Source organism: Luteibacter sp. 621 (assembly GCF_050435445.1).
In the GTDB taxonomy this organism is placed as follows: Bacteria; Pseudomonadota; Gammaproteobacteria; order Xanthomonadales; family Rhodanobacteraceae; genus Luteibacter.
The window spans coordinates 99880-112113 of the sequence record NZ_JBNDKI010000019.1 but is presented as its reverse complement, the minus strand read 5'-3'; the positions used below and the strand labels follow the sequence as shown (position 1 = coordinate 112113).

The following is a 12234-nucleotide window of genomic DNA, read 5'->3' as shown; positions in this document are numbered from 1 at the left end:
CCGTGTCAACCCCCGTGACCCCGCCCGCAACCAGGGGGGTCTGAACCCCCCCCACCTGGGGGGCCGCCCCCGCCGGGGGGGCGGGGGCGCGGGGGGGGGGGGGGGGGGGGGCGCGCGCGCGCCCACCCCCGCTCCTACAAGGACATGCGCCACAACGCTACGCGACGGGCGGCGCCACACCGGCATACCCGCCCCGGCCAAATGGCTGAAATGAAGGCTCCTCAATCACGGAGCCATCACGATGCTTCGCACTACCCTCGCTGTACTGTTCCTCAGCGCGTCCGTCTCGGCCTTCGCCGCCGATGTCCCCGCCAACCGCTACGTCGATGCGACTGACTGGCCCGCTTCCGAGGCCGGCATGGATCGCTTCTTCGAAGCCGAGGCGCGCCTTAACGCCGGTTTCGCCAAGGTCTGCGGCGATACCTTCTGCGAAGGCGACTACGCCAACCTCCGCCCGCTACAACTGCGCTGCTCGGTCGACTCGACCAAGGGCACGCTGAAGCAGTGCCTGTGGTCTTTCGCCGGCAGCCACGCCAGCGTGAACCCGAAATCCGGCGCGGTGCAGGTCACCGCCAAGACCTTCAAGTGCAAGCTGCTGCTCGCGAAGGACACCCCGGTGGAATCGTTCTACGAACTGACCAAGGGCGAGGACCCGCTCCACGCCAAGCTGCCGATGACCCACGTTTCGGTCTACGACGGCCTGCCGGGCTGCCTCAACTAAACGGCGTTCTGCCCCGGTGCTCCCGGGGATGCTCCGATGGGTCCGGCCCGTTGTGAAACGCCCCGGCGCTCAGATCCAACGGCTCGCCGCCAGACCTCTGGCGGCGATGTCTTGCGGGTGGTCTTCTCGCTCCACCCCACAGGAGCCCCACCGCATGAAGACCCTGCCACTCATTGTCGCCCTCACCCTGGCTGCCAGCCCGGCCTTTGCCGCGGATACCCCGAAGGCTGATATCGAAAAGGTGGTGAGCCAGTTCCAGGGCGCGCTCAAGGCGCACGACGGCAAGACGCTCGGCTCGCTATTCATCCCCGAATCATCCTGGGTCGAGGCGCTCGGTCCCGAGGGCTTGAAGACCGTGCACGCCAAAAAGCCGGATGCCCCGCGCTACCACACGAGTACACCCGGCAAGTTCGCCGACTTCGTGAGCAACAGCAAGAACGCCCTGGAGGAGCGCTTCCACGATGTCCGGATCGAAACCGATGGCGCCGTGGGCATCGTGTACTTCGATTTCGAGTTCCTGCTCGATGGAAAGGTGCAGAACCGCGGCGCCGAGACCTGGCAGATGGTCCGCACCGATGATGGCTGGAAGATCGCGGCCATGCTTTACTCGTCGAACTTCTGAAGGGCGAGCGAGGTAGCCATGCGCGTAGATCGCAGCGTCACGCTGTCGCCGGCCATGGCGTGGGTCGCGGGCTTGCCTATCCTGGGCTGCATGATGGTGATGAGCCTCCCTGCGCTGGCCGACGAACGCGTGCTCGCGTTTCGAATGTTCTACGCGGTGGCTTACTTGTTCTGGATCGTGCCGCTGGGCTGGTTGCAACGCTGGCTGTGGCGGCGCGGTGCCGGCTGGTGGGCGATGGCGGGCGTACTCCTGCCGGTGACGTACGCCATGTCCGTCGGTAACGCGCTGCTGGCCCTGACCTTCATTGCCAGCGAGAAAATGCGGGCGCAGGCCGGTGCCGCCTGGATCTTCGGTGGCCTTGATGGGTGCTGGCTGGCGCTTATTGCCTTTTGCGGCTTCCAGGCGATCGTGCTGCACCGGGCCGCGCTGGCCCTTGAAGGCGAACGGCTTCAACGGGCCGCCCAGGCAGCGCGCGATGCGGAATTACGCGCCCTGCGTTATCAACTTCAGCCGCACTTCCTGTTCAACACACTCAATGCCATCTCGGCCCTGGTGCGCGACGACCGGCCACGCGACGCGACGCGGATGATCGCCCGGCTGGGTGACTTCCTGCGTACGACGCTGGAGGAGACGCCAGGCCACGAGCACACCGTGGCGGACGAGATTGCCCTGACAGCCGCGTATCTGGATATCGAGAAGGCGCGCCTTGGTGAACGCCTGCACATCGAGACCTATACGGCGCCAGGTACGCTCGAGGCGCGCGTGCCCTATCTGTTGCTGCAGCCGCTGGTCGAAAATGCGGTGCGCCATGGCATTGCGCCGCGCACGGTACCCGGTACGATCGCCATCCGCTTCGAAGGCGATGGCCATGAACTGCGAGTGAGCGTGGCCAACGATGCGGTCGACGTCACGGAGGGCGCGATGGGAGTTGGACTGGCGAACGTGCGTGCCCGGCTCGAAGCGCTTTATCCGGACAACCACCACATCGTCGTTGGCCCTGAGAGTGGCCGCTGGCGGGTGCGGATCACCCTCCCATGGGTGGTCGCCACAACGCTAACGGAGGCGGCGGCGTGATCCGCGTCGCCGTGGTCGATGACGAGCCGCTGGCTCGCAGCGGCGTGCTTGCGCGCCTGCGTGTCGAGCCCGATGTCACCGTGGTCGATGAATGCTCGGACGGGCACGGGCTGGCCGCATTGCGCCGCGACCGGGTCGATGTCGCCATCGTTGATGTGCAGATGCCCGGGCTCAATGGCCTCGACGGGCTTGCCGCCATTCCTCGTGACGAACGCCCGTTGGCGGTCTTGTTGACGGCGCACGACACGTTCGCCATCCGGGCGTTCGAACTCGAGGCAGTCGATTACCTGTTGAAACCCATCGATGACGAGCGCTTTGCCGAAGCGCTGGAACGCGTTCGCCGAAAGCTGGGTAGCGAAGCGCGGCCTGCGCCGGCCGAGCGCTTCGCCATCCGCATTGGCGCGCGCCTTTCCTTCGTGGAGGTGAGCGCGGTGACCTGGATCGAGGCCGATGGCGACTACGCGGCGCTGCACGCGGATGGCCAGCGCCACCTGCTGCGCGAATCGCTGCAAGAGCTGTCACGCAAGCTGGACCCCGCGCGCTTCCTGCGCGTGCATCGCTCGGCGATCGTCCGCGTGGACCAGATCGCCGAGATGTTACCTCGCCCCAACCGCGATGCCGTGCTTCGCCTGCGCGACGGCACGACGCTCAGGGCGAGCCGTACCTACATCGATGCGCTCATGGCTGCGCTGCATCGCGTGGCTTAGCGTCGGCCAGCGGCAGGTCCGAATCAGTCCAGCCGCCACCCAGTGCACGGATCAGGCTGGCGCTGGCCAGCAGGCGGTCGCGACGGACCTGCAGCGACGCCTGTGCGTTCGATAGCGCGGTGGCCTGCGCCGTCACCACCGTCGTGTAATCCACCGTACCGGCCTGGTATTCGTTGCGGGCGACGGTCTCGGCCTGCCGGGCCAGGCGTAACGCGTCATCCTGGGCAACGGCCTGGTTGCCCAGGACGCGGATCGACGAAAGCTCATCCTCTACGTCCTGGAACGCGGCGAGCACCGTCTGCCGGTAGTTGGCCACACTCTGGTCATACGAGGCGCGTGCCTCGGCCACCTGTGCCGAACGCGCGCCACCATCGATCAGCGTCTCGCTTGCCGATGCCGCCAGCGACCAGATCGCATTGCCTGCGCTGAACAGCTTGCCAAGGCCCGAGTAGCCGGCCTCGCCGGTCAGGCTTAGCGTCGGATACCACGCCGCCTGGGCGACGCCGATCAACGCGTTCTGTTGCTGCATGGTGCGTTCGGCTTCGGCGATATCGGGACGGCGCTGGAGCAGGGTGGATGGCACGATGCCGGGCACCTCCGGCAGGGTGATCTCCAGTGGCCGCACGGCGATGGAGACATCCGACGGCGGCTTGCCGACCAGCAACGCGATGGCGTGCTCGTACTGCGCGCGCAACTGCCCGGTGGCGATGGCCGAAGCACGCGCCGTGGCCAGTTGCGTCTGTGCCGTGATCACGTCAGCACGCGATACAGTGCCCGCCGTGTACTGGTTCTGGGTAATCTTGAGGCTGCGCTCGTAGGCCTTCGTGGTTTCATCGAGCAACTGCGCCAGGGAGTCCTGGTAGCGCAGTTCCATGTAATCGGTGACCAGCTCGGCCTGGGCGGAAAGCGTGAGATCAGCGAGCTCCGCGGCGCTCGCCTGCGCCGCCGCCTTATCGCTCTCCACCTGCCGGCGCACCTTGCCCCACAGGTCGGGTTCCCATGAGCCGCTCAGCTCGACCGAGCGCGATGAGCGCGTGCTCGTGGAACCGGTCGTGCTGCTGGATCGCTGCCGGGTCGCCGTCGGGGCCAGCGCCACGGTCGGTGAATAGCCGGATCGCGCTTCGGCGACCACCGCCGTCGCCTGGCGATACGCGGCCTCATAGGCCTTGAGGTTCTGGTTGTTCACGGCCACCTGGGCCACAAGGTCGTCCAGGTCCTTGTCGCCGTATGCGGACCACCAGGCGCCGCGGGATACCCCGTCGCCTGGTTGCGCTGCCTGCCAGCCCTGCGGGGCCTCCTTGAAGGCAACCGGCGTGGGCGCCGAAGGGCGCACGTAGTCGGGCCCCACGGCGCAGGCCGCCAGGGCCGCAGTGGCTGCGGCAAGGGAGAAGGTGCGGATAAAAGTGTTCATGCGGTAGTTTCCGGCAGGGCCGTGCCCGGGAAAACCCGGTGCCAGAAGCCCTTGGAGCGGTGGCGGGCGCGGTCGATATACAGGTAGATGACGGGCGTGGTGTACAGGGTGAGCAATTGGCTCACCACCAGGCCGCCGATGATCGAGATGCCCAGCGGCCGGCGCAGTTCCGCGCCCATGCCATGGTCGAGCACCAGCGGCAGGGCGCCGAGCAACGCGGCGCAGGTGGTCATCAGGATGGGGCGAAAGCGCAGCAGGCAGGCCTTCTCGATCGCTTCCAGGGGAGCGAGGCCTTCGTTGCGTTCGGCATCCAGGGCGAAGTCCACCATCATGATGGCGTTCTTCTTCACGATACCGATCAGCAGGAACACACCAATGAGTGCGATCACGCTGAACTCCGTGTTGGTCAGCAGCAGCGCAAGCACGGCGCCGACGCCGGCCGATGGCAGTGTGGAGAGGATCGTGAGCGGGTGGACGTAGCTTTCGTACAGCACGCCGAGCACCGCATAGACCGCAAGCAACGCCGCGCCGATGAGCAACGGCATGGTGGCGATAATCGATTGCGAACGTCCCGCGGTGCCACTGAACGAGCCGTGGATGGAGACGGGCATGCGGATATCCTGCGTCGCCTTCTCGATCGCCGCGGTCGCATCTTCCAGGTTCGCGCCGGGCGCCAGGTTGAACGATAGCGTCGCGGCGACCGCCTGTCCCTGGTGGTTCACCTGCACTGGGGTCTTCGCGTCGGTGAGCCGGGCAAACGCAGTCAGCGGCACCATGGTGCTGGCACCGGTGCTCACGGCCGCCCCGCTGGATGTGCCGCCGCTGGTTGAGATGCTATTCGTGGCAGCGTTGGTCACCGATGCGCTCGTGGTGGTCGTGCGCGTCGCGGAGCTCACCGTATTGGACGTGGCGTTGGTGGACGACGTACCGCTGGCAGCCTCGCCCGAACTGCTGATGTACACGCCGCGCACCGATGACGGATCCTGCAGGTACTTTGGGGCCAGCTCCATCACCACGTGGTACTGGTTCTGCGCCTTGTAGATGGTGGATACCGTGCGCTCACCGAACGCGTCGTAGAGGGTGGCATCGATGATGTCGGGGGTAAGGCCAAGGCGTGCGATGGTCGGGCGGTCCAGCTCCAGCCTGGTTTCCAGGCCGCCGGTCTGCTGGTCGGAGCTGACATCCACCAGGAGTTTGTTCTTCTTGAGCTCATCAAGCAGCTTCTGCGACCAGGTGCGCAGTAGCGTGCTGTCATCGGACTGCAGGGTGTACTGGAACTGCGCGAAGCTCTGCCGGCCACCGATGGAAAGGTCCTGCATCGGGAACATCATCAGCGTGGCGCCCGGAATCTTCGCCAGCTTGGGCCGCAGGCGCGCCATCACCTCGAACGCCGAGGCATTGCGCTCGTCCAGCGGCTTGAGCGTCACGTTGACGTTGGCCGTGCTGGTGCCACGGCCGCCGGTGAAGCCCAGCACGTTCTGCACCGCAGGATCGGCCTGGACAATCGCCTGGGCCTGCATGAGCTTCTTGCGCATGGCCTGGAACGACGTGCTCTCGTCCGCGCGGATGCCACCCATCATCACGCCGGTATCCTGCTGCGGGAACAGGGTCTTCGGCACCACGATGAACATGGCCACCGAGGCGGCGATGGTGAGGAAGAAGGTCATCAGCACCGGGAACGGGTGCGCGAGTGCGCGGTGCAGGGTACGCCGGTAGAGCTCGAATACCTTGTCGATGGCACCGCCTACCCAGCGCGAAACGCGGCCGGGCTCGCGATGCGGGCGATCGCGCAGCATCAGCGAGCAGAGCATGGGCGTTGTGGTCAGCGCCAGCACCAGCGAAAGGCCGATCGCCACCGTCAGCACCATGGCAAACTCGCGGAAAAGACGGCCCACGATATCGCCCAGAAGCACGATCGGCAGGAACACCGCGACCAGCGACAGGCTCATCGACAACACCGTGAAGCCGACCTCGCTGGCACCCTTCAGCGCCGCCTGGACGCGGGGCATGCCGGCCTCGCGGTGCCGGGTGATGTTCTCCAGCACGACGATCGCATCATCCACCACGAAGCCCGTGGCGATGGTGAGTGCCATGAGCGAGAGGTTATCCAGTGTGTAACCGCACAGGCGCATGATGCCGAACGTGCCGAGGATGGAGACCGGCACGGCCACGGCGGGAATGATGGTGGAGCGCCAGTCGCGCAGGAACGCGAGCACCACCAGCACGACGAGCACCACGGCGACGATCAGGGTCAGCTCGGTGTGCGACAGCGAAGCACGAATGGTGCTGCTGCGGTCGCTGGATATGGCGAGCTTGGTCCCCTGCGGAAGCGCCGCTTCAAGCTGCGGAAGCACTGCGCGGATATGGTCCACGGTATCGACGATGTTGCCGCCGGGCTGCTTGAAGATAAACAGCAGGATGCCGTGCTCGCCGTTGACGAGGCCTTCGTTGCGCAGGCTCTCCACGGAGTCATCCACATCGGCGACATCGGACAGGTGCACCGGCCGGCCATCGCGCCACGCAATCACCAGGTCGCGGTAATCCTTCGCTTCCGTTGCCTGGTCGTTGGCGTAGAGCTGGTAGCGCAGCGTGCCATCATTCACCACGCCTTTGGCGCTGTTGGCGTTGGCTGCGGAGAGGGCCGCACGCACGTCCTCGAGCCCAAGCCCGTACTTGAACACCTTGCCGGGGTTGAGTTCCACGCGCACGGCTGGCAGCGAGCCGCCGTTGAGGTCCACGTTGCCAACGCCCTGCACCTGCAGCAGCCGTTGCTGCAGGATGTTCGAGGCCTGGTCGTACAACTGCCCCGCCGTCAGGTTCTTCGACGTCATGGACAGGATCATGATCGGCGCATCGGCCGGATTGAATTTGCGGTAGGTTGGGTTGGAGCGCAGCGAGGCCGGCAGGTCGGCGCGCGCACCGTTGATCGCGGCTTCCACATCCCGTGCGGCGCCTTCAATATCGCGATCCAGCCCGAACTGCATGATGATGCTCGACGTACCCGTGCTGCTGGTTGAGGTCATCTCGGTCACGTCAGCGATCTGGCCCAGCCGGCGCTCCAGCGGCGCGGCCACGGTCGCTGCCATGGTTTCCGCGCTTGCACCGGCCATCTGGGCCTGCACGCGGATGGTCGGGTAATCGACGTTCGGCAGCGGCGCGACCGGCAGGAAACGGAACGCGATGGCGCCGGCGACCGCGATGGCCGCAGTCAGTAGCAGCGTGCCAACCGGGCGGCGGATGAAGGGGACGCTGAGGTTCATGCGCCACCCTCGGCTGGATCGAGCACGTAGCCGCGCTCACGCAGCTTGCGCGCACCCAGGTCCAGGGCCAGGTACACCGCCGGCGTGGTGAACAGCGTAAGCAGCTGGCTCACCAGCAGGCCGCCGATCATGGCCACGCCCAGCGGGTGGCGCAGCTCGGAGCCGCTGCCGGTGCCCAGGGCGAGCGGCACGGCGGAAATCAGCGCCGCCATGGTGGTCATCAGGATGGGGCGCAGGCGCAGCAGGCAGGCTTTATGGATCGCCTCGCGCGGCGGCAAGCCTTCTTCACGCTCGGCGCTGAGCGCGAAGTCGATCATCATGATCGCGTTCTTCTTCACGATGCCGATCAACAGCACCAGGCCGATGATGCCGATGATATCCAGGCCCGAGCCGGTCACTTCCATGGCCAGCAGGGCGCCGATGCCCGCGGAGGGCAGGGTGGAGAGGATGGTGAGCGGGTGAATGAAGCTCTCGTAGAGCACGCCCAGTACCACGTACATCACCAGCACGGCCGCCAGCACCAGCCATAGCTCGTTGGCCAGCGACGACTGGAACGCGTCGAGCGCACCCTGGAAGTTCAGGCCGAAGCTATCTGGCAACGCGATCGCCTTCTGCGCATCGCGCACGGCATCCGCCGCGCTGCCCAGCGAGGCACCGGGGGCCAGGTTGAACGAGATGGTGGTGGCCGGGAACTGGGCGAGGTGGCCGACCTGGATCGGCTTGTGATCGACCACGACCTTGGCGATGGCCGAGAGCGGCACCTGGCCGGTGTCCGACGTCGACGAGGGCAGGTAGATTGAATCCAGCGTCTTCAGCCCGCGGTTGCCGGCCGGGTCCATCTGCAGGATCACACGCATCTGGCTCGACTGGGTGAACACGGTGCTGACGATGCGCTGGCCGAAGTTGTCGTAAAGCGCGTTATCGATGGTCGCCAGCGTGATACCGAAACGTGCGGCGCTGGCACGGTCCACCTGCACGGTGGCCGCGAGGCCGTTGTCCTTCAGGTCGGCGGTCACATCGGTGAGCACGTCGGATTTGCGCAGTTCGGCCAGCAGTTTTGGGGTCCAGGTGGAGAGTTCGGACTGGGTCGGGTTGGACAGGATGAACTGGTACTGCGTGGCGCTCACCTGGGTATCCACGGTGAGGTCCTGCACCGGCTGCATGTACAGGGTGATGCCGGTGACATCACGGGTCTCGTCCTGCAGGCGGCGGATCACGTCGTCGATCGGTGCACTGCGCTCGTCCTTCGGCTTCAGGTTGATCTGGAAGCGGCCGGAGTTCAGCGTGGCGTTGGTGCCATCCACGCCAATGAACGACGAGAGGCTGACGACGTCGGGATCCTTCAGCACGGCCTCGGCCAGCGCGACCTGACGCTTGCGCATGTCGGCATACGAAATGGACTGGTCAGCCTGGGTGATGCCCTGGATGACACCCGTATCCTGGCTGGGGAAGAAGCCCTTGGGTACCACCAGGTAGAGCATGGCCGTGATCAGCACCGAGCCAATCGCCACGCCAAGGGTGACCCACATGTGGTCCAGCGCGATGGTAAGCAGGCGGTCGTAGCCATGGACGATGCGATCGAACCAGCTTGTCTTCTCTGGCGCCGCTTCGACAGCCTGCGGCGCCGGGTGGTGGCGGAGCAGGCGCGCGCAAAGCATCGGCACCAGGGTGAGCGAGACCACGGCGGAGATCACGATGGTGACCGCCAGGGTCACGGCGAACTCGAAGAACAACCGGCCGATCACATCGCTCATGAAGAACAGCGGGATCAGCACGGCCAGCAACGAGATGGTCAGCGAGATGATCGTGAAGCCGATCTCGCCGGCGCCCTTCAGCGCCGCTTCCATGGGGCGCATGCCCTGTTCGATATAGCGGCTGATGTTCTCGATCACCACGATGGCATCGTCGACGACGAAGCCCGTGGCAATGGTGAGTGCCATCAGGGAGAGGTTATCCAGGCTGAAACCCCACAGGTACATCGCGGCGAACGTACCCACGAGCGAGAGCGGGACGGAAAGGCTGGGAATGATCGTGGCGCGTACGTTGCGCAGGAACAGGAAGATCACCATGACGACCAGGCCTACGGCCAGCGCCAGCTCGAACTCCACATCCTCGACCGAGGCGCGAATGGTGTTGGTGCGGTCGGTGAGCACGGCCACGTGCACGGACGATGGCAAGCTGGCTTCCCACTGCGGCAGGGAGGCCTTGATCGCATCGACCACCTTGATCACATTGGCGCCGGACTGGCGCTGCACATTGAGGATGATGGCCGGCGTGGTGTTCATCCACGCGCCCAACTCCTCGTTCTCGGCACCCTGCACCACGGTGGCGACATCGCGCAGGTGCACCGGGCGGCCATTCTTGTATGCGATCACGGTGTCCAGGTAGTCGTTCGGGTCCTGGATCTGGTCGTTCGCATCGATGGTGTAGGCGCGCGAGGGACCGTCCACCGATCCCTTCGGCGTATTGACGTTGATGTTGTCCAGCGTGGTGCGCAGGTCATCGATATTCAGCCCATAGGCGGACATGGCACGAATGTTGGCCTGCACGCGGATCGCGGGCTTGTTGCCGCCGCTCAGCGTGACCAGGCCCACGCCGGCCATCTGCGAGATCTTCTGGGCGATACGCTGGTCTGTGAGCGTCTGTACCTGCGTGAGCGGCATGGTGGGCGACGTGATCGCCAGGGTCATGATCGGCGCATCGGCCGGGTTTACCTTGGCGTACACCGGCGGGGCGGGCAGGTCGGAGGGCAGCAGGTTGCTCGCGGCATTGATCGCCGCCTGTACCTCCTGTTCGGCCAGGTCCAGCGATACATCCATGTCGAACTGCAGCGTGACCACCGAGGCGCCCGACGATGAGTTCGATGACATCTGCTTCAGGCCAGCCATCGTGCCGAGCTGGGTTTCCAGCGGCGCGGTGACGGCCGAGGTCATCACATCCGGGCTGGCGCCGGGGTAGAAGGTCTGTACCTGGATGGTGGCGTATTCCACCGAGGGCAGCGCCGACAGGGGCAGGAAGCGGTACGCGACGATGCCGACGACCAGCAGTGCCGCCATCAGCAGCGTGGTCGCTACCGGGCGGAGGATAAAGAGGCGGGACGGATTCATGGGGCGGCCGTGGCGTTGGCCTTTTCGTGGGCCTTGCCTGCACCCTTGCCACTGCCTGCCGCTTGTCCGCTGCCCGGCACGGTCACCTTGGCGCCGTCGCTCAGGTGGTCCGCGCCGTCGACGACCACGGTATCGCCCGCGGCCAGGCCAGCGGTCACCGCGACCTGCCCGTTGGCCGATGGGCCCAGCGTAACCTTGCGCAGCGCCACCGTGTGGTCATCCTTCAACTGGTAGACGAACGTGCCGGGGGAACCGGTCTGTACCGCCGTGCTGGGGATCGTCACCACGTTATGCAGCGTGCGGACGAGCAGGGTGGCGTTGACGAACTGGTTGGGGAACAGCGCGCCCTTGGGGTTGGCGAACATGGCGCGCAGCTTCACGGTGCCCGTGGAGGTATCGACCTGGTTATCGATGGTGTCGAGCGTGCCGCTGGAAAGCTGGCTCGTGAACGTACGATCCCACGCGGTCACCGTGCGCGCGTTGCCGTCATCGCTCGGTGTCAGGACCTGGGAGAGATCATCTTCGGGCAGCGTGAACACAACCGAGATGGGATCGGTCTGGGTCACCACGGCTACGCCATCCGTATCGGACGAGGTGACGTAGTTGCCCACGTCCACCTGGCGCAGGCCCACCCGGCCGTCGATCGGCGAGACAATGCGCGCATAGGTGAGGTTGAGCTTCTCACTATCCACCTGGGCCTGGTCGGTGCGGACCGTGCCTTCGTACTGGTGCACCGTGGCCAGCGCGGTATCCACGGTCTGTTTCGAGGTCGAATCCTGCGCGGCGAGCTGCTGGTAGCGCTTGTAGTCGAGCCGGGCGTTCTCCAGCAGGGCCTGGTCGCGTTGCAGCTGGCCCTGGTACTGCGCCAGTGCCACCTCGTAGGGCCGCGGATCGACCTGGGCAAGCACGTCACCCTTCTTCACCACCTGGCCCTCCTTGAACGGGATATCCGTGAGGTAGCCGTTGATCTGCGACTTCACCGTCGCGGTAGCGAGCGAGGTGACCGTGCCCAGCGAATTCAGGGTGACCGGGATATCGCCTACGCGTGCCTTCGCCACGCCCACGGACGTGCTGGCCTGGCGCATGCCCTTGGGCCCAGCGGCGGCGCCCAGCACGCGCCACACAATGATCACGGCGACGATGGCGACGACCAGCAGCAGCCAGGGCCATAGGCGGCGAGGGCGGCGGGCGGGGGCGGCGGGCGGTACGGCAGGCGTGGGCATGGCGGGGCATCAGGACGGGGACGATGCCGGCAAGGTGCGCCCCATGCGCTCGTGCGTCAATGTAACTTGTTGATATTGATGCTAAAAGACACACTGTGTCAGTTTCGAC

8 protein-coding genes are annotated in these 12234 nt (G+C 65.8%); 4 read left to right on the top strand and 4 right to left on the bottom strand.

Translation table 11 applies throughout. The features are described from left to right. The first annotated feature begins 241 nt into the window (after positions 1-241). From ABIE56_RS18085 to ABIE56_RS18070, 4 genes are all read left to right on the top strand, one after another. Complete coding sequence (locus ABIE56_RS18085) at positions 242-721, top strand: hypothetical protein (RefSeq protein WP_429245188.1); 480 nt, start codon at positions 242-244, stop codon at positions 719-721. Positions 722-875: 154 nt separating this feature from the next. After that, a complete protein-coding gene (locus ABIE56_RS18080; protein ID WP_429245187.1) occupies positions 876-1343 on the top strand; it encodes a nuclear transport factor 2 family protein in 468 nt (155 codons plus the stop codon). An 18-nt stretch (positions 1344-1361) separates the two neighbouring features. Next, positions 1362-2417, top strand: a complete 1056-nt coding sequence (locus tag ABIE56_RS18075) for a sensor histidine kinase (RefSeq protein WP_429245186.1) — start codon at positions 1362-1364, stop codon at positions 2415-2417. Beyond that, the gene (locus tag ABIE56_RS18070; protein WP_429245185.1) at positions 2414-3124 is read left to right on the top strand and encodes a LytR/AlgR family response regulator transcription factor; all 711 of its coding nucleotides are present in this window, start codon (positions 2414-2416) and stop codon (positions 3122-3124) included. Before ABIE56_RS18075 ends, ABIE56_RS18070 begins: the two co-directional genes overlap by 4 nt. On the opposite strand, the gene ABIE56_RS18065 is transcribed toward ABIE56_RS18070, so the two are convergent. From ABIE56_RS18065 to ABIE56_RS18050, 4 genes are read right to left on the bottom strand one after another with little or no spacing between them, the layout of a single operon-like run. Next, positions 3096-4535, bottom strand: coding sequence for an efflux transporter outer membrane subunit (locus ABIE56_RS18065; RefSeq protein WP_429245184.1), 1440 nt, complete (start codon positions 4533-4535; stop codon positions 3096-3098). The two genes, ABIE56_RS18070 and ABIE56_RS18065, sit on opposite strands and share 29 nt — an antisense overlap. Further along, on the bottom strand, positions 4532-7795 hold the full coding sequence (locus ABIE56_RS18060) for an efflux RND transporter permease subunit (RefSeq protein ID WP_429245183.1): 3264 nt from the start codon (positions 7793-7795) through the stop codon (positions 4532-4534). Before ABIE56_RS18060 ends, ABIE56_RS18065 begins: the two co-directional genes overlap by 4 nt. Then, the gene (locus ABIE56_RS18055; RefSeq protein WP_429245182.1) at positions 7792-10902 is read right to left on the bottom strand and encodes an MdtB/MuxB family multidrug efflux RND transporter permease subunit; all 3111 of its coding nucleotides are present in this window, start codon (positions 10900-10902) and stop codon (positions 7792-7794) included. The genes ABIE56_RS18060 and ABIE56_RS18055 overlap by 4 nt, the downstream gene beginning before the upstream one ends. Then, positions 10899-12125, bottom strand: a complete 1227-nt coding sequence (locus ABIE56_RS18050; protein ID WP_429245181.1) for an MdtA/MuxA family multidrug efflux RND transporter periplasmic adaptor subunit — start codon at positions 12123-12125, stop codon at positions 10899-10901. Before ABIE56_RS18050 ends, ABIE56_RS18055 begins: the two co-directional genes overlap by 4 nt. Positions 12126-12234 lie beyond the last annotated feature (109 nt).

Bases quoted from the DNA above. Each gene is read 5' to 3' on its own strand.
- ABIE56_RS18060 (WP_429245183.1), bottom strand. From the start codon at position 7,795: ATGAACCTCAGCGTCCCCTTCATCCGCCGCCCGGTTGGCACGCTGCTA.
- ABIE56_RS18055 (WP_429245182.1), bottom strand. From the start codon at position 10,902: ATGAATCCGTCCCGCCTCTTTATCCTCCGCCCGGTAGCGACCACGCTG.
- ABIE56_RS18080 (WP_429245187.1), top strand. From the start codon at position 876: ATGAAGACCCTGCCACTCATTGTCGCCCTCACCCTGGCTGCCAGCCCG.
- ABIE56_RS18050 (WP_429245181.1), bottom strand. From the start codon at position 12,125: ATGCCCACGCCTGCCGTACCGCCCGCCGCCCCCGCCCGCCGCCCTCGC.
- ABIE56_RS18065 (WP_429245184.1), bottom strand. From the start codon at position 4,535: ATGAACACTTTTATCCGCACCTTCTCCCTTGCCGCAGCCACTGCGGCC.
- ABIE56_RS18085 (WP_429245188.1), top strand. From the start codon at position 242: ATGCTTCGCACTACCCTCGCTGTACTGTTCCTCAGCGCGTCCGTCTCG.
- ABIE56_RS18075 (WP_429245186.1), top strand. From the start codon at position 1,362: ATGCGCGTAGATCGCAGCGTCACGCTGTCGCCGGCCATGGCGTGGGTC.